Source organism: Pseudomonas sp. ABC1, from assembly GCF_013395055.1.
Lineage (GTDB): Bacteria > Pseudomonadota > Gammaproteobacteria > Pseudomonadales > Pseudomonadaceae > Stutzerimonas.
Genome location: NZ_CP058349.1, coordinates 1,981,493 through 2,000,240, shown reverse-complemented (window position 1 = coordinate 2,000,240; position 18,748 = coordinate 1,981,493). Strand labels below are relative to the sequence as shown.

General features: G+C 63.1%; 19 protein-coding genes and 1 other RNA gene. 14 read left to right on the top strand and 6 right to left on the bottom strand.

The features are described from left to right. Positions 1-247: 247 nt before the first annotated feature. From HW090_RS08780 to HW090_RS08765, 4 genes are all read right to left on the bottom strand, one after another. On the bottom strand, positions 248-847 hold the full coding sequence (locus tag HW090_RS08780) for a 5-formyltetrahydrofolate cyclo-ligase (protein ID WP_179113161.1): 600 nt from the start codon (positions 845-847) through the stop codon (positions 248-250). Positions 848-853: 6 nt separating this feature from the next. Further along, positions 854-1,032: non-coding RNA, 6S RNA (gene ssrS / locus HW090_RS08775), on the bottom strand. Positions 1,033-1,058: 26 nt separating this feature from the next. Continuing rightward, positions 1,059-1,370: a cell division protein ZapA gene (locus HW090_RS08770; RefSeq protein WP_179113160.1), complete on the bottom strand. Its 312-nt coding sequence runs from the start codon at positions 1,368-1,370 to the stop codon at positions 1,059-1,061. Continuing rightward, positions 1,367-1,576: a TIGR02449 family protein gene (locus HW090_RS08765; RefSeq protein ID WP_179113159.1), complete on the bottom strand. Its 210-nt coding sequence runs from the start codon at positions 1,574-1,576 to the stop codon at positions 1,367-1,369. The genes HW090_RS08770 and HW090_RS08765 overlap by 4 nt, the downstream gene beginning before the upstream one ends. A 111-nt stretch (positions 1,577-1,687) precedes the next feature. Here HW090_RS08765 and HW090_RS08760 point away from each other — a divergent pair, with 111 nt between their 5' ends. The 8 genes from HW090_RS08760 to HW090_RS08720 all read left to right on the top strand — a co-directional run bounded on the left by HW090_RS08760 (position 1,688) and on the right by HW090_RS08720 (position 10,848). Next, positions 1,688-2,245 (top strand): YecA family protein, encoded by a 558-nt coding sequence (locus HW090_RS08760; protein ID WP_179113158.1) that lies wholly within the window; start codon positions 1,688-1,690, stop codon positions 2,243-2,245. Between the two features lie 13 nt (positions 2,246-2,258). Further along, on the top strand, positions 2,259-3,584 hold the full coding sequence (gene pepP, locus HW090_RS08755) for a Xaa-Pro aminopeptidase (RefSeq protein ID WP_179113157.1): 1,326 nt from the start codon (positions 2,259-2,261) through the stop codon (positions 3,582-3,584). Further along, a complete protein-coding gene (ubiH, locus tag HW090_RS08750; RefSeq protein ID WP_179113156.1) occupies positions 3,584-4,789 on the top strand; it encodes a 2-octaprenyl-6-methoxyphenyl hydroxylase in 1,206 nt (401 codons plus the stop codon). The genes pepP and ubiH overlap by 1 nt, the downstream gene beginning before the upstream one ends. Then, positions 4,786-6,006: a 2-octaprenyl-3-methyl-6-methoxy-1,4-benzoquinol hydroxylase gene (locus tag HW090_RS08745; RefSeq protein ID WP_179113155.1), complete on the top strand. Its 1,221-nt coding sequence runs from the start codon at positions 4,786-4,788 to the stop codon at positions 6,004-6,006. The genes ubiH and HW090_RS08745 overlap by 4 nt, the downstream gene beginning before the upstream one ends. Positions 6,007-6,166: 160 nt before the next feature. Continuing rightward, entirely contained in the window at positions 6,167-6,667 is a 501-nt protein-coding gene (locus tag HW090_RS08740; RefSeq protein ID WP_179113154.1) for a sigma-70 family RNA polymerase sigma factor, read from the top strand. After that, on the top strand, positions 6,668-7,630 hold the full coding sequence (locus tag HW090_RS08735) for a FecR domain-containing protein (RefSeq protein ID WP_179113153.1): 963 nt from the start codon (positions 6,668-6,670) through the stop codon (positions 7,628-7,630). 195 nt (positions 7,631-7,825) lie between these two features. Next, positions 7,826-10,372: a TonB-dependent receptor gene (locus HW090_RS08725; RefSeq protein ID WP_256930773.1), complete on the top strand. Its 2,547-nt coding sequence runs from the start codon at positions 7,826-7,828 to the stop codon at positions 10,370-10,372. 137 nt (positions 10,373-10,509) lie between these two features. Beyond that, positions 10,510-10,848, top strand: coding sequence for a YegP family protein (locus tag HW090_RS08720; protein WP_179113152.1), 339 nt, complete (start codon positions 10,510-10,512; stop codon positions 10,846-10,848). 57 nt (positions 10,849-10,905) lie between these two features. Here HW090_RS08720 and HW090_RS08715 read toward each other — a convergent pair whose 3' ends face one another. Next, on the bottom strand, positions 10,906-11,694 hold the full coding sequence (locus HW090_RS08715) for a universal stress protein (protein WP_179113151.1): 789 nt from the start codon (positions 11,692-11,694) through the stop codon (positions 10,906-10,908). 195 nt (positions 11,695-11,889) lie between these two features. Between HW090_RS08715 and HW090_RS08710 the strand changes: the two genes are divergently transcribed. After that, the gene (locus HW090_RS08710; RefSeq protein ID WP_179113150.1) at positions 11,890-12,813 is read left to right on the top strand and encodes a response regulator; all 924 of its coding nucleotides are present in this window, start codon (positions 11,890-11,892) and stop codon (positions 12,811-12,813) included. A gap of 53 nt (positions 12,814-12,866) precedes the next feature. Here HW090_RS08710 and yihA read toward each other — a convergent pair whose 3' ends face one another. Beyond that, positions 12,867-13,514, bottom strand: a complete 648-nt coding sequence (yihA, locus tag HW090_RS08705) for a ribosome biogenesis GTP-binding protein YihA/YsxC (RefSeq protein ID WP_179113149.1) — start codon at positions 13,512-13,514, stop codon at positions 12,867-12,869. A 254-nt stretch (positions 13,515-13,768) separates the two neighbouring features. Here yihA and HW090_RS08700 point away from each other — a divergent pair, with 254 nt between their 5' ends. The 5 genes from HW090_RS08700 to HW090_RS08680 all read left to right on the top strand — a co-directional run bounded on the left by HW090_RS08700 (position 13,769) and on the right by HW090_RS08680 (position 18,726). After that, on the top strand, positions 13,769-14,401 hold the full coding sequence (locus HW090_RS08700) for a cytochrome c (RefSeq protein WP_179113148.1): 633 nt from the start codon (positions 13,769-13,771) through the stop codon (positions 14,399-14,401). Between the two features lie 168 nt (positions 14,402-14,569). Next, positions 14,570-15,199: a thiol:disulfide interchange protein DsbA/DsbL gene (locus tag HW090_RS08695; RefSeq protein ID WP_179113147.1), complete on the top strand. Its 630-nt coding sequence runs from the start codon at positions 14,570-14,572 to the stop codon at positions 15,197-15,199. 6 nt (positions 15,200-15,205) lie between these two features. Then, a complete protein-coding gene (locus HW090_RS08690) occupies positions 15,206-16,075 on the top strand; it encodes an endonuclease/exonuclease/phosphatase family protein (protein WP_179113146.1) in 870 nt (289 codons plus the stop codon). Next, positions 16,072-17,922 (top strand): GGDEF domain-containing protein, encoded by a 1,851-nt coding sequence (locus tag HW090_RS08685; RefSeq protein ID WP_179113145.1) that lies wholly within the window; start codon positions 16,072-16,074, stop codon positions 17,920-17,922. Before HW090_RS08690 ends, HW090_RS08685 begins: the two co-directional genes overlap by 4 nt. 54 nt (positions 17,923-17,976) lie before the next feature. Next, positions 17,977-18,726 carry an N-acetylmuramoyl-L-alanine amidase gene (locus HW090_RS08680; protein ID WP_179114867.1) on the top strand — a complete coding sequence of 250 codons (750 nt, stop codon included), beginning with the start codon at positions 17,977-17,979 and terminating at the stop codon, positions 18,724-18,726. Positions 18,727-18,748 lie beyond the last annotated feature (22 nt).

Below are 18,748 nucleotides of genomic sequence, written 5' to 3'. Positions count from 1 at the left end.
TCCGGTGGTGTTGCGCTGCTTCCGGCATTGGTTTGCAAGTATGCCAACGATAGGGGGTGGTCGCTCGTGACAGTCGTGAGCGCCGCCGGCGACGGGAGATGGAAATTCGTGAAGCGTAAGCCGGATATCATTTGGGTGCTGTTGCTCATCTTCGGGCTGGGACTGGTGACGACGAGCTATTCCCAAGGCTTGTGGGAACGTAAAGGGGCTGAGGCGGGCAGTGTGGCGCCATCGTCAACTGTTCCGCTCAGGTAGCGCTGTACCAGGCCTGGTCGCTCACCGTGGCGTGCAAGGGGATGTCCCAGGCTTCCAGTGGCAGGTGGTCGACCTTCTGGCATTCATGCGCCAGTCCTAGCAGCATTGGTCTGCCGTTGCGCTGGTGTTTGCCGGCGAGGCAGCGGTCATAGAAACCTCCACCCATGCCCAGGCGGCCACCGCGTTCGTCGAAGCCCACCAGCGGTAGCAGCAACAGGTCCAGCGTCCAGACTTTTCGCCTCCGCGCAGGGTTGTAGCGCGGCTCGGCAATCCGGAAACGGTTCGATCCCAATGGCTCGCCCGCCCGAAAGGGCTGGAAATCCATGCGTGTGCGAGGCCAGCGGCGCAGTACCGGCAGGTACGTGGATTTGCCGCGTCGTTGTGCCGCGAGCATCAGGAGGGTCGGGTCGATTTCCCCGTCATTGGGCAGGTAGAGAGCGATATGCCGCGCCCGTCGAAAGGTCGGGTGCTGTGCCAGCTGTCGGTAGAGTGCGAGTGAAGCGCGACGTTGTTCGCGCAGGGGAAGGGCGCGACGCGCCTTGCGAAGCGTCTGGCGCAGGGCTTTTCGAGAAAGGCCATTCGCTTCGATCAAGAGAAAAGACTCCCCAGCATGCCGCTGCTCGCGTAGGCCCTTGAACCCGAGAGTTCAAGGTGGCGACTACAGCAGACCTTAAGGCTTTCCGTCGAGCGGACATGCACACCGGTCTTGCACATAGCCTCCATTGTGTTGCTTATCGGGAGAGGGTCATCGCAAGCTGGCGTACATGCCAGGGAGCTGCCGGCAGTATAACGCAATACACCCATCAGGGCGTGTTGCCGGAAGAATTCGCGTCGTCGGAGAGTGCATCGTCGACGCGGTCGAGCAGGCTCTTCACCTGTTCCCGTGCGTTGCTGCTTTCGCGCTGGTGCTTGTGCAGCAGTTCGTGGGTGATGTTGAGGGCCGCCATGACCGCCACCCGGTCGGCGCCTATGACTTTGCCGCTGCTGCGGATCTCGCGCATCTTGCGGTCCAGGTAGCGTGCGGCGCTCTCCAGGTTGTCGCGCTCCTCGCTTGGACAGGCGATGCAGTACTGCTTGTCCATAATCTGCACGTCAACGGTATTGGGCTGTGTCATGTGTCCTGCTCCAGGGATTTCAGGCGGGAGATCATCGCTTCGACCTTCAACCGGGCTGTTTCGTTCTTTTCAATCAGATGAGCGCGCTCTTCGCGCCATGCCTGCTCGTTGGCTTGCAGGCGCTGGTTGTCGCCCTTGAGCTGTTCGACACGTTGGATGAGTTGTTCGAGCTTGCGGGTCAGCAGTTGCAGTTCTGCAGTGTCCATCGTGGGGCACCTGTGCGGCGGGGCTGTGGCTTCGATGGTCTAGCGCTGTGCGCCAGTGCTAGGATACCGGCCCTTCATTCTAGTCATTGCGCCCCTGTGCGCCTAGCCGCCATGTCAATTGAAAATTCCGCTTACGCCGCTTTCGCCACGCTTCTGGCTGGCTGTCCCCATCCTGCTTCACCGGCAGAATTGCATGGCCTCCTGCTGGGGCGCAGTTGTGCCGGTGCCGGCTTCGAGCATGCCAGTTGGCTGACGGATGCGACGGACCTGCTGGGCGAGATCGCCGACGAAAAGGTACGCCAGGCACTGATCGGCTTGCAGGAGATGGTCAAGGGCGAGCTGACCGGTGCGGATATCGCCGTGGTCCTGCTGTTGCCCAGTGATGACTCGCCGCTGGCCGACCGTGCCCTGGCGCTGGGGCAGTGGTGCCAGGGCTTTCTGGCCGGCTTCGGGCTGGCCGCCGGTGATCGCGCCCTGAGCGCCGAAGCCATGGAAGTCCTGCAGGACATGTCGGCCATTGCCCAGGTGCAGGGCGGGCTGGAAGAGTCCGAGGACGGCGAGAACGATTACATGGAAGTGGCCGAATACCTGCGCGTTGCGCCGCTTCTGTTGTTCAGCGAGTGTGCCGGACCGGCTGTCACGCCGACCGCCAAGCCATCCCTGCATTGAGAGGCGAGCTGCGATGACCCGTATTCCGAAGTCCGAGTTCGCGCGTCGGCGCAAGGCGCTGATGGAGCAGATGGAACCCAACAGCATCGCCATCCTGCCGGCTGCGCCCGCGCACATCCGCAACCGCGATGTCGAGCATGCCTACCGCCAGGACAGCGACTTCCAGTACCTCTCGGGTTTCCCCGAGCCGGAAGCGGTAATCGCCTTGATCCCTGGGCGCGAGCATGGCGAATACGTTCTTTTCTGCCGCGAACGCGACCCCCAGCGCGAGCTGTGGGACGGCCTGCGTGCCGGACAGGAGGGTGCCATCGAGCGCTTTGGCGCGGATGACGCCTTCCCCATCGAGGACATCAACGACATCCTGCCAGGGCTGATCGAAGGGCGTTCGCGGGTCTATTACGCCATCGGCAGCAATCAGGAGTTCGACCTGCAACTGATGGACTGGGTCAATGCGATCCGCTCCAAGGCGCGTCAGGGTGCCCAGCCGCCGAACGAGTTCGTTGCCCTCGACCACCTGCTGCACGACATGCGCCTGTATAAATCGGCAAACGAAGTGAAGGTCATGCGCGCCGCTGCCGAGATTTCCGCGCGTGCGCATATCCGGGCGATGCAGGCCAGCCACCCGGGGCTGTCCGAGTACCACCTGGAGGCCGAGCTGGATTACGAGTTCCGCAAGAGTGGCGCGCGTCTGGCCGCCTACAGCTCCATTGTCGGCGCCGGGCGCAATGCCTGCATCCTGCACTACACCGAGAACGATGCACCGTTGAAGGATGGCGACCTGGTGCTGATCGACGCAGGGTGTGAGCTGGATTGCTATGCCAGTGACATTACCCGCACGTTCCCGGTCAATGGGCGCTTTTCGCCGGAACAGAAGGCCATCTACGAACTGGTGCTCAAGGCCAACGAGGAGGCGATCCGCCAGGTCGGGCCGGGGCGGCACTGGAACGAAGCCCACGAATCCACGGTGCGTGTCATTACCGAAGGGTTGGTGGAACTCGGCCTGCTCAAGGGTGAGGTCGATGAACTGATCGCCAGCGACGCCTACAAACCCTTCTACATGCACCGCGCCGGCCACTGGCTGGGGCTGGATGTGCATGACGTCGGCGACTACAAGGTCGGCGGCGAATGGCGGGTGCTGGAGCCGGGCATGGTGCTGACCATCGAGCCGGGCATCTATATCGCTCCGGACAATACCGAGGTGGCGAAGAAGTGGCGGGGCATCGGCGTGCGCGTCGAGGATGACGTGGTGGTGACCCGCAACGGCTGCGAAGTCCTGACCGGCGGTGTACCCAAGCGGGTCGACGAGATCGAGGCCCTGATGGCGGAGCGTCTCGGCTGATGACCCGCCTGGCGATCATCGGCGGCGGGATGGTCGGCGCCAGCCTGGCGCTGGCGTTGCAGGCTGGTGCCCGGCAGCGGGGCTGGACTCTGCACCTGATCGAGCCGTTCGCGCCCGGCGAGCACTACCAGCCAAGCTATGACGCCCGCTCCACGGCGCTGTCCTACGGTGCGCGGCTGATCTATGAGCGCCTGGGCGTCTGGTCGGCGATTGCCGAGCGGGCGGAGCCGATCCGCCAGGTGCATGTCTCCGAACGCGGTCGCTTCGGCAATACGCGTCTGCACGCCGAGCATGAACGGGTGCCTGCACTCGGTTATGTGGTGGAGAACGCCTGGCTCGGCCACTGCCTCTGGCAGGCGCTGGACCCTGATTGCGTGCAGGTACTCTGCCCGGCGCAGGTGCAATCGATGGAGGCTGTCGAGGGCGGCTATCGACTGGTGCTGGAGCGCCAAGGTCAGCTTGAGTGCTCGCTGGCCGTATTGGCCGATGGCGGGCGTTCGGGGCTGCGCGAGCAACTGGGGATCGGCGTGCGGCGCAGTACATACGGGCAGACGGCGTTGATCGCCAACGTGACGCCCGGCAAATCCCATGCGGGCATTGCTTTCGAACGTTTCACCGAGGATGGCCCCCTGGCGCTGCTGCCGCTGCAGGACAACCGCTGTGCGCTGGTCTGGTCGCGATCACCCGAGGATGCAGAACGCCTGGCCGGGTTGCCGCAGGCAGCGTTCCTCGATGAGTTGCAGCAGGCGTTCGGCTACCGCCTGGGTGGTTTCCGCCAGGTTGGCGCTCGGCACCTGTATCCACTGGAGCTGGTCGAGGCCGAGGAGCAGGTACGCAACGGTCTGGTGGTCCTGGGCAATGCCGCGCACAGCCTGCATCCGATTGCCGGGCAGGGCTACAACCTGTCGTTGCGGGACGCCTGGGCCCTGGCTGAGACGCTGCTGCACAGTGCGTCCACGCCTGGCGCACTGAGCGTCCTGCAGCGGTTTCACCTGCGTCAGGCGCGCGACCAGTGGTTGACGGTGGGTTTCTCCGATCATCTGACGCGGCTGTTCGGCGATTCGGCCTGGGGCCTGGGTGTTGCCCGCAGCCTGGCGTTGTCCGGGCTCGACCTGCTGCCACCGGCCAAGCATGAATTCGCCCGGCTGGCGATGGGCCTGGGCGTACGCCGTGCGCTGACACATGAAGGGGAGAATGGGCAATGAAAGCGGACCTGATCGTCGTCGGTGCCGGCATGGTCGGCACCACGCTGGCGCTGGCGCTGGAGGACAGCGGCCTGCGCATCCTGCTGGTCGACGGTGGTCCGTTGCAGCCGAGCGGGCTTACGCCGCAGGCGCCTTTCGAGCCGCGTGTCAGTGCCTTGTCGGCGGCCAGCCAGCGCATTCTCGCCCGCCTCGGCGCCTGGGAGTCGATCGTGGCGCGGCGTGTCAGTCCCTACACCGATATGCGCGTCTGGGACGGTTCCGGCACCGGAGCGGTGCATTTCTCCGCGACTGCGGTGCATGCCGAGGTGCTGGGGCATATCGTCGAGAACAGTCTGGTGCAGGATGGCCTGCTCGAAGCTGTGCGCAGGCGTGGCGAGATCGAGTTGCTGGGGGACGCGCGGGTCGAGCGCCTGCAACGCAGCGGCCTGGACTGGCAACTGAGCCTGGCCGATGGACGCGTGCTGGAGGCGCCCCTGGTGGTCGCCGCCGACGGTGCCAACTCGGTGTTGCGGCGCCTGGCCGGCTTCGCCACCCGCGAATGGGATTACCTGCACCACGCCATCGTCACCAGCGTGCGCTGTCGCGATGAACACCAGGCCACGGCCTGGCAGCGTTTCACCGACGAAGGTCCGCTGGCCTTCCTGCCGTTGCGCCGGGGCGATGATCGGCATTGGTGCTCCATCGTCTGGTCGGTCACCGAGGCGCGTGCCCGTCATCTGATGGCGCTCGACGATACGGCTTTCCGCGCAACACTAGGTCGTGACTTCGAGCAGCGACTTGGCGAGGTGCTGGAGGCCGACCCGCGCTTGTGCATTCCCCTGCGTCAGCGTCATGCCGTGCGCTACGTGCAGCAGGGGCTGGCGTTGATCGGTGATGCCGCGCACACCATCCATCCGCTGGCCGGGCAGGGCGTCAATCTCGGTCTGCTGGATGCCGCGGTGCTGGCCGAGGTGCTGCAAGCCGCGCAAGCGCGGGGCGAGCCACTGGACAGCGAGCAGGTGCTGAGCCGTTACGAGCGTCGCCGCATGCCGCATAACCTGGCGATGATGGCGGCCATGGAGGGCTTTGAGCGCCTGTTCCAGGCCGATCCCCTGCCGTTGCGCTGGTTGCGTAATGCCGGCCTCAAGGGTGTTGACAGCCTTGACCATGCAAAGGCCCTGTTCGTGCGTCAGGCCCTGGGGCTGAGTGGTGACCTGCCGGTGTTGGCGCAGCCCTGAACCCTCGATGCAGTGCCAGGGGGGGTGTTCCCTCTCCCCAACCCTCTCCCGCACACGGGAGAGGGGGCAAATCGAGTGTCTGCATGTGATGGCCCAGCTTGCCGATCAGCAGGGCTTTATCTGACAATGCAAGTCATTGTCATTTGTGATGTGCCTCCCCATGCCCCATTCCGATTCGCAGGCCCTGCAATCGCTCTACCGGGAACACCACCCCTGGTTGCAGGGCTGGCTGCGTAGCCGCCTGGGCAACTCGGCGGATGCCGCCGACCTGGCGCAAGACACCTTCCTGCGCGTCCTGCGTGCGCGTAATGCCGCCAGTATCCGCGAGCCGCGCACCTACCTGAGTGCCATCGCACGGGCGCTGACCATCGACAAATTCCGTCGCCAGGATATCGAGCGAGCCTACCTGGGCGTGCTGACCGAGCGGGACGAGCCGTTGGACATTTCCCCCGAGCAGCGCTTGCAGATCCTGCAGACGCTGACCGCCATCGATCTCATGCTCGATACGCTGGGGCGGCGTACCCGCGACATCTTCCTGGCCGTGCAACTGGAGGGGCTGGGCTATGCCGAAGTCGGCGAGCGAGTCGGGGTTTCCGTGACCACTGTAAAGAAGCACATGATCCGCGCCATGACCCACTGCCTGATGCTGGTCGAGGACTGAATGGCCGACCTCGAACGCAAGACCCTCGAAGCCGCTGCCACCTGGTATGTGCAATTCGATACCGGCGCGGTGGACGAAGCGGAGCGCCGCGCCTGGCAGGAGTGGCTACAGCGCGATCCGGCCCACGCCAGGGCCTGGGCGCGAGTGGAGAAGTTACAACGGCAATTCGGCAGCCTGCCGGGCGAGGTTGCGCTGCCGACCCTGGCGGGAGTGCAGGCGCGTCGGCGCGCTGTGCTCAAGATCGTCGCCTTGCTGCTGACCGGCACGGCGGGTGCCCTCAGCTTTCGCGAACTGGCGCCTTATGAGAGCTGGCTGGCCGAGCAACGCACCGGCACCGGGCAGCGGCGCCAGTTGCGTCTGGAGGACGGCAGCCAGCTCGATATCAATACCGCCAGTGCCGTGGATATCCACTTCGATAGTCAGGTGCGCCGCCTGCACCTGCACCAGGGAGAGATCCTCGTTACCACTGCGCGTGATACCGGACAGAGGGCATTCGTCGTGGACACGACCCAAGGGCGTATCCACGTGCAGGACGCCTGTTTCAGTGTGCGCTGCGAGGGCAACCAGACGCGTGTTGGCGTTTTTCGCAGTGCCGGTGCGGTATCGATCCAGCCCGTGCACCGTCCCGATGCGCCCCTGCGGCTGGAGGCCGGGCAGGCCGTGAGCTTCAGTGATGCGCTGATCGGATCGCCCCTGCCGCTGGCGCAAGGCAGCGATGCCTGGACGCGCGGCATGCTCAGTGTGGTCGACTGGCGCCTGGAGGACTTCACCCGCGAGTTGTCGCGCTACCGCCCCGGCTATCTGGGTTGCGATCCCGCTGTGTCCAGCCTGCGCCTGTCCGGCGCCTTCTCGGTCGAGCAGACCGATACCGTGCTGGAAAACCTCGCGCTCTCGCTGCCCGTCAGGGTGCGCTTTCTGACACGTTACTGGGCCAGGATCGAGCCAGCGTCCAGAGTTGGATAAGTCCATGGGATGGATTGAGCGAAGCGATATCCATCGGGTCCACACAGTGATGGATATCGGGGCAATGCTCCTCGCCCCGTCCAGCGGCGATAAATTCTTTTCGGTCAGGGGTTGCTGATTTCTATTCTCGTTCGGCCAGGCAGGTAAGCAGTCTTCAGTGCTGCCCTTCCACTCCTGCCAATGAAGGAACTTCCAATGTCCTGCCCATCCCATCGTCCAGCCAGCAAGCCGCTGGCACGTGCCGTCCGCCTGGCCCTGTTCGGCTTGAGCCTGGCGTCTGCACCTGCGTTACTGGCATTGCCTGTCGCTGTCCAGGCGCAGACACAATCCGCTGTCTACCAGATCGCCGCCGGCCCGCTCGGCAGCGTGCTCAGCCAGTTCGCCACGGCCGCTGGTGTGACGTTGTCGTTCGCCTCCAACCAGACTGAAGGCCTGGTTTCTCAGGGGCTGCAAGGGCGCTACAGCGTCGATGAGGGGCTGGCCCGTCTGCTCGAGGGCAGTGGCTTGCAGGCACAGCGCCAGGGCAATGGCGGTTATGTACTGCTCGACGGCAGTCATCAGCTCGAGCTGGGCGCAACCCGGATTACCAGTGCCCGGGCTCGTCGCGAGGCGGCCGAAGATCGCGGTTCGCTCGAGTTCCAGAGCACCCTCGTGACCGCCACGCGAACGCCGAGAAGCATTGCCGAGATCGCCGGGGCGGTGCAGATCATCGATCAGCAGCAGATCGCTCAGCAGGCCGCCTCGGGGCGCAAGATCAGTGACGTCCTGGCGCAGCTGGTGCCTTCCCTGGCGCCCAGCAGCGGTACCACCAGCAACTATGGCCAGACGATGCGTGGGCGCAACGTACTCATCATGATCGATGGCGTCTCCCAGACCGGTTCGCGGGATGCCTCGCGGCAGTTGAACAGCATCAGTCCGAGCCTGATCGAGCGTGTCGAAGTGTTGTCCGGTGCGACCAGCATTTATGGCTCGGGGGCGACCGGAGGGGTGATCAACATCATCACCCGCCGGGCCGATGCCGCCACACCGTTGAGTTTCGAAACCCGTGCGGGCGTGACTACGGGTGACCAGTTCCGTGGTGACGGACTGGCCTACGAGCTGGGCCAGACCGTCTCGTTTGCCCGTGACGATGTGGATGGTTTTCTGGGCGCCAATGTCACCCGCCGAGGGTTGCAGTTCGATGGCGATGGCAAACGCATCGGCACCGAGCCCTACCAGACCAGCCGGCAGGACACCGACACACTGGACCTCAATAGCCGAGTGAACGTGCGCCTGGATGAAAACCAGTCGCTCAGCCTGGGCGTGCAGTACTACAAGGAAGATCAGAACACCGATTACGCCCCGGACTACGGTCCCGGCTACTCTGCCGCCACCGGGCCGCAGTCCTATGAGGGAGTCAAGGGCCTGAAGCTCAGCGACCAGCCCTTCACCAAGCGCTATGCACTCAATACGCAGTACCAGAACCTGGATGTCTTCGGACAGGTACTGAACCTGGAGGCTTACTATCGCAAGGAGCAACTGCGCTTCTTCCCCGTCTACAGTGGCACCGCCTTCGCCAATCAGTCCGAGTCCGACATCGACATTGCCGGGCTGCGCTCGACCATCCAGTCGGACCTCGTCATTGGCGGACGCACGCTGGCGCTCACCTACGGCGCAGACTACGACTACGAGAAAGACCGCCTGGACTACGATCTGCTGCGCGCCTCCGATGTCGGTAGGCACTACGAGGACACCGGGAAGCGCTTTGGCGGCGGACCCGATACCACGATCCAGAGTGTGGGTGGCTTCCTGCAGGGCGAGTACGGCCTGACCGACCGGCTGAGTCTGCAGGCTGGCCTGCGCTACCAGTACATTCGCGCGGATGCCGACGCCTACATCCCTTCACGCCAGGCACAGCGGGCTGCGCAAGGCCAGAGTGCCGACCTCACACCGGTAGCCAGCGATTCTACCGATGCGGACAAGGTACTGTTCAACCTGGGCGCGGTGTACAAGCTGACCGATGACCAGCAAGTGTTCGCCAATTTCTCCCAGGGCTTCAGCTTCCCCGATGTGCAACGCATGTTGCGCGATGTCGGGACCATCAGCGTGTCCGAGGCGAACATCGAGCCGATCACCGTCAATAACTACGAGTTGGGCTGGCGTTGGCTGGATCCGCGCGGCATGGAGCTGGGCCTGACCGGTTTCTACAACACCTCGGACAAAGTGGTGCAGTTCAACGCCGACCGCTCGGCCAACCTGGCGGATACCGACCAGCGTGTCTATGGCGCCGAACTCACGGCCAGTTACCCGATTGCCGATGTGTTCAGTGTCGGCGGCACCCTGGCCTATACCCGCGGCCAGTTCAAGGATGCGGCGGGCAAGTGGCGCGAGCTCAACGCCTACCAGATCTCCCCGGGCAAGGCGACGCTGTTTGCCGAATGGGACAGCCTGCAAGGCTATGGCGCGCGGGTTCAATTACTGGCGGTACAAGGCACCGACAAGGCCTACAAGGATGGGTTGAAGGCCGTCACCGATGCCAATGTGCAGCCCAATACCGCCGCCGACATAAACGGCTATGCCGTCATGGACGTGCTGGCGCATGTGTCGGCGTTCGAAGGGCGACTGGATTTCGGCGTGTACAACGCGCTGAACCGGCAATACCGCACGGTCTACAGCCAGCAGTCCGCAGTCACCTTTGCGCCGGTATCGAGTATCTACGCACAGGGCAGGACCTACGCGCTCAGCTACACCATCAATTACTGATGGCCGCGCCACACATGGCTCTCACGCGCTGTGTGTGGCGCGATTCCGGGCAAGCGGATACGTCCGTCCCCATCCTGCTGACGGCATTGCACATTGCAGCTAGTCTTGAGTGGCCATGTCCATTCAGGAGAAATGCGATGTCCGGAAAATTCCATCTGAAGAAAGCCCAGAACGGGCAGTTTCATTTCAACCTGCTGGCCAGCAACGGCCAGGTGATCCTCACCAGCGAGCAATACAAGGCTCACGCTTCTGCGCTCAACGGTATCGATTCGGTGCGGCGCAATGCCGTGCGTGAGGGGGCTTTTGAAATCAAAACGTCGAGCAACGACAAGCAGTACTTCGTCTTGAAGGCGACCAATGGCCAGGTGGTCGGGCAGAGCCAGATGTATGCCAGTGCCGCCAGTTGCAACGCCGGCGTCGAGTCGGTGAAGAAGAATGCACCCGAAGCCGCGCTGCTGGACGAAAGCGGCTCCTGATACTCCACTGATCCAGGTGTCCTTGGGGGTTGCTGCCGTTGTACGACGGCGCAGTCCCTAGGGCGCCACGAGGATGTCGCAGGGTGGCTGCTCCAGTACCTCGCGGCTCAGGCTGCCTAGCAGGGCGCTGCTCATTTCCTCGCGTCGGCTCGTGCCCATCGCCAGCACATCTGGTCGCTGCTGCTCGATAACCTGTTCCAGGCGCCTGCTTCTTTCGCCGGCTACCAGGCTGTGGCTCAGGTTCGGGCCGTGAGTGGGCCAGGTTTGCTGGAGGTCGGCGAGCAACTGTTCGAACAGGCTCAGTTGAAGTGCCTGTTCGTCATCGTCGACTGCTTCTATCTCGGCTTTTTCATGGATATGCAGAGCGTGCAGGTGCGCGTCCTCGGGCAGTAGATTGCGTGCAGCCTGCATGGCCCGGCTGGCGGCGCCGGAAAAGTCCAGGGCGGCCAGGGCGCGCGAGTAGGGCGATGTGTCGTCGCGTACCGCCAGCAGCAGGGGAATATCGCTGCCAAGAAGGATGCGCTCCAGCGTCGTGCCGGCGAAGCCCCTGGGCGATTGGCGATGATGGCGCCCCAGAACCAGGAGGCTTGCCTCCAGCCCGTGCGCCAGGGTCAGCACTTCTTCCACGGGGTTGCCGTGCCTGATCCAGCAGTTCTGGATGTCTGGTGCGAGTGCCGCCAGGCGCTCTTGCAGGCCCTGCCTGGCATCTCCCTCATCGGTCTGCGCGCTCGCGACATGCACAAGGTGCAGGCTGGATGACGTCTGGCGTGCCAGTTGCACGGCCCGGCGCAAGGCGATATCTGCTTCGTGGCTCAGGTCGTGGGCGACGAGAATAGGCTGGACCATGGCGGCCTCGTGGGTCTGTGATCGCCGGGTAGTATGCCGCCAGCGGGTGCGCTTGTCCTCCGTGGAGGTGTCGGGTCGCCGTTGCCGAAGTGGCTTGGAGCGGCTCGCTGGGGTCGGGTTGCGGCGTTTTGCCATAACGCTTTATTTCGGCGTGCCCATGCCGATATGCTGGCGGCATTGGAGCAGGAGTGTTTGATGAGCAAGGTCAGTGTGTTGGTGGTGGATGATGCCCCGTTCATCCGTGATCTGGTGAAGAAGGGACTTCGCAGCCAGTTTCCGGGGATTGTTCTCGAAGATGCGGTGGATGGCCGCAAGGCACAGCAACTGCTGATGCGCGAGCGTTTCGACCTGGTGCTCTGCGACTGGGAAATGCCTGAAATGTCGGGCCTGGAGCTGCTGACCTGGTGCCGTGCGCACGAAACCCTGAAGTCCATCCCGTTCATCATGGTGACCAGCCGGGGAGACAAGGAGAATGTGGTGCAGGCCATCCAGTCGGGCGTTTCCGACTTCATCGGCAAGCCGTTCACCAACGAGCAACTGACCACCAAGGTGCGCAAGGCGCTGAGCCGTGCGGGCAAGCTGGATGCCCTGGCGGCGAGCGCACCGGTGAGAAATGTCATCACGGGTACGGGGAACGACTCCCTGGCAGCCCTGACCGGTGGCCGCGCGGACGTCAAAGTGGCCCCACCTGCCGCTCCGGCGGCATCTCAGGCACCTGCGCTGGGGCTACCTTCACCAGCGCCTGCCGCGAGTGCTGCGCCGAAAGCGGGTTCTGCCTCCGCGGGTCGTGGACAGGGGCAATTGCGCCTGTCCTGCGGGACGATGGCGTGTGTCATCAAGGGCCTGAGCTTGAAAGAGGCGGCGCTGGTCGTGCGCCGTGGGGAGGCTCTGCCACAGGTTCTGGAGAGCGCGGTGCTCGATCTGGAGCAGGGGGAGGGTGGTGAGGTCGCACGCCTCAATGGCTACCTGCATGCCGTGGCCGCACTGGAGCCCAAGCCCGATAGCGACTGGTTGCAACTGACGTTCCGCTTCGTCGACCGCGATCCTCAGAAGCTCGACTACCTGTCCCGCCTGATTGCCAGGGGCACGGCGCAGAAGCACTTTTCCCCCGGCGCCTAGCGGCGGCGCAGCACACCCTGTGGGCACAGGGTGTGCGTATGGCCACAGGGGCCTCAGTCTTCCTCGGCAGGCTCTTCTTCTGCTTCCAGCAGGCCCAGCCATTGGGCCAGCACCAATTGTGCCTCTTCCACGCCCTGGCGCTTGGGTGCGGAGAACAGTTGGATGCTCGCGTCCGTTCCCCATTGACGATGAATATCGCGGCTGATGCTCAGCAGCGCGGTCTTGGCCGCGCCGAAAGCCAGCTTGTCCGCTTTGGTCAGCAGGATGTGCAGCGGCATTCCACTGGCACTGGCCCAGTCCAGCATCATCCGGTCGAATTCGGTCAGCGGGTGGCGAATGTCCATCATCAGGAAGACACCGACCAGGCTTTCACGGCTCCCCAGATAGGCCTCCAGGTGGCGCTGCCAGTGCTGCTTGAGCGGGATAGGCACCTTGGCGTAGCCATAGCCGGGCAGGTCGACCAGGCGCCGTTCCTCATCCAGTCGGAAGAAGTTCAGCAATTGCGTACGCCCCGGCGTTTTCGAGGTGCGGGCCAGGTTGGCGTGAGTCAGGGTGTTCAGTGCGCTGGACTTGCCTGCGTTGGAACGGCCGGCAAAGGCGACCTCCATGCCCTCGTCCGCTGGGCACTGGTCGACCTTGGCGGCGCTGATCATGAATGAGGCCTGTTGGCACAGGCCGAGTATCGGATTTTTCGGGAGCATGGTCGTTCCGGTGAGTGTGCAGGGGGTGCGGCAATGGTTCATTTCCGTTTCAGGGACGCCAGTATATAATGCCGCAAATTTTGTGTGCGCTTTGGTCTGGAAGGCAGGCGAACCGGGAGTCTTCAATCGGTTTTGCATGTCTGCCGTGGTACTGACCCGAGATGGTACGCCCTATAACGAGTGCCGCCGCAGCCTGTGCTGTTCGCGGCCCAAAAAGATTTCTAACAACCCTTTAGCCGTAGTTGGATGAGCTGATGAACAAAGTACTCGTGAGTCTGCTGTTGACCCTTGGCATCACCGGTATGGCCCATGCGGCTGGAGATGCGCAAGCCGGTCAAGGCAAGGTAGCCGTGTGTGGTGCCTGCCATGGTGCCGATGGTAACAGCCCCCTGCCTAATTTCCCCAAACTGGCTGGCCAGGGCGAGAAGTACCTGCTCAAGCAACTCAAGGATATCAAGGCCGGTAGTTCGCCGACAGCCGCTCCGGGTACCGGTCGCAAGATCCTGGAAATGACCGCGATGCTGGATTCCTACAATGACCAGGACCTGGCAGATATCGCGGCTTACTTCGCCAGCCAGAACGTGACGGTTGGTTTCGCCGATCCTGCTCTGGTCGAGCATGGCGAGCGCCTGTTCCGTGGCGGCAAGCTGGAACTCGGCATGCCCGCCTGTACCGGTTGCCACGCACCCAACGGTGTCGGTATCGAAGCTGCTGCCTATCCGCATCTGGGTGGCCAGCACGCGACTTACACGATCAAGCAATTGACCGATTTCCGCGAAGGCAACCGCACCAACGATGGCGACGCACAGATCATGCGCACCATCGCTGCGAAGCTGAGCAACAAGGACATCGAAGCACTGGCCAGCTACATCCAGGGCCTGCACTGATAGCCTGATTTGCGGTCATAAAAGGCGGTCCGGAGTTTCCGGGCCGCCTTTTGCATTTCAGGCCCCATTAAATTTGGTGGCCGCTTCTCAAAGGGGTAGTCAGGCGAAGCGTTTTCATTCAGCCTGTCGCCCCATGTAGAGCGCTTTGAACAGTCAATGGAGTCATACATGCGAAAATTCATTCTCGGTGCCTTCCTGGCCAGCACCAGCCTTTTCGGCCTGCCTGCGTATTCGGCGGATTTCCAGGCTGGAAAGGAATACGTCGAGCTGAGCAGCCCGGTGGCTGTCGCCGAGCCGGGCAAGATAGAAGTCGTCGAGCTGTTCTGGTACGGCTGCCCGCACTGCTATCAGTTCGAGCCGGTGATCAACCCCTGGATCGAAAAGCTGCCTGAGGATGTCGACTTCAAGCGCATCCCTGCCATGTTCGGTGGTGTATGGAACCTGCACGGCCAACTGTTCATCACCCTGGAGACGATGGGTGTCGAACACTCCGTGCACAATGCGGTTTTTTCCGCCCTGCACAATGAAGGCAAGAAGCTGGCGACCCCTGATGACATGGCCGACTTCCTGGCCGGACATGGCGTCGACAAGGCGACTTTCCTCAAGACCTACAACTCCTTCGGCGTGAAAAGCCGTGTCGAGAAGGCCAAGAAGCTGGGTATGGCCTACCAGATCACTGGCGTCCCGGTGATGGTGGTCAATGGCAAGTACCGTTTTGACCTGGGGTCGTCCGGCAGCGCCGAGCGTACGCTCGAGGTCGCGGATTTCCTGATCGAGAAAGAGCGCGCCAGTCGGTAAATCACCATGTTGCGCCGCTGGAGCACCGCGCGTACGGCCAATGCTCGTCGCCCCCATGTCATTCCCGAGTGCCTGGACGGGAATGGTCTGCCTTGCGACGGGCGGTTGCGGCTATTGAGCTTCAATATCCAGGTCGGGATCAGCACCGAGCGCTATCACCATTACCTCACCCGTAGCTGGCAGCATCTGCTGCCACATGCCGGTCGCTCGGGTAATCTGCAGCGCATTGGCGAGTTGCTGGGCGACTACGACCTGGTCGCCTTGCAGGAAGCCGACGGCGGCAGCCTGCGTTCGGGCTATGTGAACCAGGTCGAGCACCTGGCCCAGCTTGGTGCATTTCCCTACTGGTATCAGCAGCTCAACCGCAACCTCGGACGCTTCGCGCAGCACAGCAATGGTGTCCTGAGCCGTCTCGAGCCCGTTGTGCTGGAGGATCATCCCCTGCCAGGGCCTTCTGGTCGGGGCGCGATCCTGCTTCGCTTTGGCGAGGGTGAGAACGCACTGGTCGTGGTGGTGATGCACCTGGCCCTTGGCGGTCGAGTGAGGACGCGGCAGTTGGCCTATATCCGTGAGCTGATCTCGGGTTACCGCCATCAGGTGCTGATGGGGGACATGAATACCCATGCCCGCGATCTTCTGGAACATTCTCCACTGCGTGACATGGGGCTGTTGGCGCCACAGGTGCACGCGACCTTTCCCAGTTGGCGTCCGCAGCGCTGTCTCGACCATATCCTGATCAGTCCGGAGCTGACGCTGGAACGTGTCGATGTCCTGCCTCACCCGATTTCCGACCACCTCCCTGTCGCCGTAGAGATCCGCCTGCCGGGTGCTCAGCATGGTGACGCATTTCCTGCTCGCATGGATGTAGCCGAATGAGTGAAGAGGCGCAGCGCTGGAAGGCTAAATACCTACAGCATATTGAACAGCAGGAAGTCCTTGAGGCCCGTTGGGAGTCGCGTCTCGACTTGTTGCGGCGCAGCCTCGTGCGTAGCAGCCTGGCTGTCGAGGGTGCAGACCCGGCGGTCGAGCAGTGCATGCGAGAAATGCGTGAGCTGCTGCGCGACGGTGACCTGGATGAGGGCCTGAGCGGGCTGGTGCCTCGACTCGAGAAAGCGGTACTGGACTCCGAGCGGCACCGCCAGACGCGGATCGCCTCTTTGGTCGAGTCGTTGCAGAGACTGGCCAACCAGTTGCTGGCCCAGCAGGTGCCCGCGACGGTACGCAAACCGCTCAAGCAGTTCGTGCGCCGCCTGGACCAGCACAGCGTACAGTCGCGGACCCTGCCGGCGCTGTTGAACGAGTTGAGCCTGCTGCAAGGCCAGGCTTTGCAGCAGGCTGACGACACGCCAGTACGCGGTAGCTTTATCCAGCGCCTGTTCGGCAGGGGTGGGGTTGAGCCACCGTTGCTCGATCAGCCACTGCCGGAGACCGAGGGTTCTGAAGTTCGGCAGGTGCTGCAAGAGGCTCCTGAAGCCCCTGAGCGAGATGCTCTGGAGCAGGATGCCGCGCCCGTGGCCATTGCAGTCGTTGCGGAAGGCGAGGCGAAGGGCGATGTGTCGCCAGCACCACAACCAGCCCGCACCCTGTCGGCCGAAGCCGAAGCCGAAGCCGAAGCCGAAGCCGAGCAGCAAGCGGCCGGTGATGGCGAGTACCTGCTCCCTGCCATGCCTGACCAGGCCTATAGCGTGGTTGCCGAGCATGTGGAGTCGACCCTTATCGGCCTGCTCGATGAATTGCCGCTACCGGACTACCACCAGGCCCAGGCGCAGGCCTTGCGCGAGCGTATCCAGAAAGGGCTGAACTGGTATGAGTTGGCACCGGTACTGGATGACCTGGCGGTGTTGGCCATCGCTGTCAGCGACCAGGGGCAGCGTGAGTTCGAGAGTTACCTGCAATTGCTCAACGATCGCCTGCTCAGCATGCAGGACAGCCTGGGCGCGGCCCGTCAGGGGCATGAACACAACCAGACGGCGGCACAGGCGCTCGATCAGGAGCTGCGCCAGCACGTTGGTGACTTGCATGACAGCATGCAGCAGGCCGCAGACCTTTCCAGCCTCAAGCAAATGGTCGTGTCGCGCCTGGATGGCTTGCTGGACACCGTCGACAATTACCAGCGCCAGCGTAACGAGAACGAGCAGAGGATGAGCGAGCGCCTGCATATGCTGGTTGGGCGAATCGCCAGTTTGGAGGAGGCCACGGAAGGGTTGCGCGAGCACCTCGAAGAGCAACGCCTGAAGGCATTGCGGGACACCCTGACCGGTTTGCCCAATCGTGCCGCCTGGGGTGAGCGCCTGGAACTGGAAGTCGAACGTTGGCAGCGTTATGGCCGGCCTCTGCAATTGGCCGTGCTGGATGTGGATCACTTCAAGCGCGTCAATGACAACTACGGCCATCTGGCGGGTGACCGTGTGCTGAAGATTATCGCCAGCGAGTTGCAGAAGCGTCTGCGCAAGACCGATTTCATCGCTCGCTTCGGTGGCGAGGAGTTCACGCTGTTGCTGCCCGAGACCGTGGCGGAGGATGCCGCCCGCCTGCTGGACTCCTTGCGCGAAGGGATAGGTGCGTGCCCGTTCCATTTCAAGGGCGAGCGTGTACAGATAACGCTGTCTGCCGGATTCAGTAGTTTCCAGTCGGGCGATACGCCGGACAAGGTATTCGACCGGGCCGACGATGCACTTTACAAAGCCAAGGATGCCGGGCGTGACCGCATCGAGCAGGGGTAGAAGGTGACGGTTTCGATCGTTAGAGGGCTGGCGCTCGCACTGTGCGCGGTACTGATGGCTGGTTGCGCTTCTTCGGGGTTGAAAATCGAACGGCAGCATGTGGCGCTCGGCCAAGACAGCCGCGTGCAGTATATCGTCGTGCATTACACGTCAACCGACCTGCCTCGATCCCTGGAAATTCTGACCCGTGAGCAGGTGAGCAGCCACTACCTGATCGGTGAGTCGCCTGCGACCATCTATCAACTGGTCGATGAAAGCCGACGTGCCTGGCATGCCGGCGATAGCCAGTGGCAAGGGCGCACCTGGCTCAACTCCAGCACCATTGGCATCGAACTGGTCAACCAGGGTTATGTGGAGGATGCGCAGGGCGTACGCCGCTGGCTGCCCTACAAGGATGAGCAGATCGATGCCCTGATCGCCCTGCTCAAGGACATCATGCACCGGCATGGCCTCAAGCCTGGGGCGGTGATCGGGCACAGCGATATCGCGCCGCAGCGCAAGGTCGACCCTGGTCCGCTGTTCCCCTGGAAGCGGTTGGCCGATGCGGGGCTGTTGCCCTGGCCGGACGAGCGAGCGGTAGACACCTTGCGGGCGGTGTATGTGGCCAATCTGCCGAGCGTTGCCTGGTTTCAGGATGCCTTGGCTGGCGTCGGTTATTCGGTGCCTCGCCATGGTCTGCTGGACGAGCAGACACGCAATGTCATCGCGGCATTCCAGATGAAGTATCGGCAATCACTCTACGATGGCGAGCCCGATGCACAGACTGCGGCCTTGCTGGCTGTGGTCAGCGGCAATCAGCCATAGGGGCAACCTTGTGCCGGTATGG

What these genes read in the sequence shown, in the direction of transcription:
- HW090_RS08710 (WP_179113150.1), top strand. Translation starts at nt 11,890, where the DNA reads ATGAGCAAGGTCAGTGTGTTGGTGGTGGATGATGCCCCGTTCATCCGT.
- HW090_RS08715 (WP_179113151.1), bottom strand. Translation starts at nt 11,694, where the DNA reads ATGGTCCAGCCTATTCTCGTCGCCCACGACCTGAGCCACGAAGCAGAT.
- ubiH (WP_179113156.1), top strand. Translation starts at nt 3,584, where the DNA reads ATGACCCGCCTGGCGATCATCGGCGGCGGGATGGTCGGCGCCAGCCTG.
- HW090_RS08740 (WP_179113154.1), top strand. Translation starts at nt 6,167, where the DNA reads ATGCCCCATTCCGATTCGCAGGCCCTGCAATCGCTCTACCGGGAACAC.
- HW090_RS08700 (WP_179113148.1), top strand. Translation starts at nt 13,769, where the DNA reads ATGAACAAAGTACTCGTGAGTCTGCTGTTGACCCTTGGCATCACCGGT.
- HW090_RS08685 (WP_179113145.1), top strand. Translation starts at nt 16,072, where the DNA reads ATGAGTGAAGAGGCGCAGCGCTGGAAGGCTAAATACCTACAGCATATT.
- pepP (WP_179113157.1), top strand. Translation starts at nt 2,259, where the DNA reads ATGACCCGTATTCCGAAGTCCGAGTTCGCGCGTCGGCGCAAGGCGCTG.
- HW090_RS08680 (WP_179114867.1), top strand. Translation starts at nt 17,977, where the DNA reads ATGGCTGGTTGCGCTTCTTCGGGGTTGAAAATCGAACGGCAGCATGTG.
- HW090_RS08695 (WP_179113147.1), top strand. Translation starts at nt 14,570, where the DNA reads ATGCGAAAATTCATTCTCGGTGCCTTCCTGGCCAGCACCAGCCTTTTC.
- HW090_RS08735 (WP_179113153.1), top strand. Translation starts at nt 6,668, where the DNA reads ATGGCCGACCTCGAACGCAAGACCCTCGAAGCCGCTGCCACCTGGTAT.
- HW090_RS08770 (WP_179113160.1), bottom strand. Translation starts at nt 1,370, where the DNA reads ATGACACAGCCCAATACCGTTGACGTGCAGATTATGGACAAGCAGTAC.
- HW090_RS08720 (WP_179113152.1), top strand. Translation starts at nt 10,510, where the DNA reads ATGTCCGGAAAATTCCATCTGAAGAAAGCCCAGAACGGGCAGTTTCAT.
- HW090_RS08760 (WP_179113158.1), top strand. Translation starts at nt 1,688, where the DNA reads ATGTCAATTGAAAATTCCGCTTACGCCGCTTTCGCCACGCTTCTGGCT.
- yihA (WP_179113149.1), bottom strand. Translation starts at nt 13,514, where the DNA reads ATGCTCCCGAAAAATCCGATACTCGGCCTGTGCCAACAGGCCTCATTC.
- HW090_RS08765 (WP_179113159.1), bottom strand. Translation starts at nt 1,576, where the DNA reads ATGGACACTGCAGAACTGCAACTGCTGACCCGCAAGCTCGAACAACTC.
- HW090_RS08745 (WP_179113155.1), top strand. Translation starts at nt 4,786, where the DNA reads ATGAAAGCGGACCTGATCGTCGTCGGTGCCGGCATGGTCGGCACCACG.
- HW090_RS08725 (WP_256930773.1), top strand. Translation starts at nt 7,826, where the DNA reads ATGTCCTGCCCATCCCATCGTCCAGCCAGCAAGCCGCTGGCACGTGCC.
- HW090_RS08690 (WP_179113146.1), top strand. Translation starts at nt 15,206, where the DNA reads ATGTTGCGCCGCTGGAGCACCGCGCGTACGGCCAATGCTCGTCGCCCC.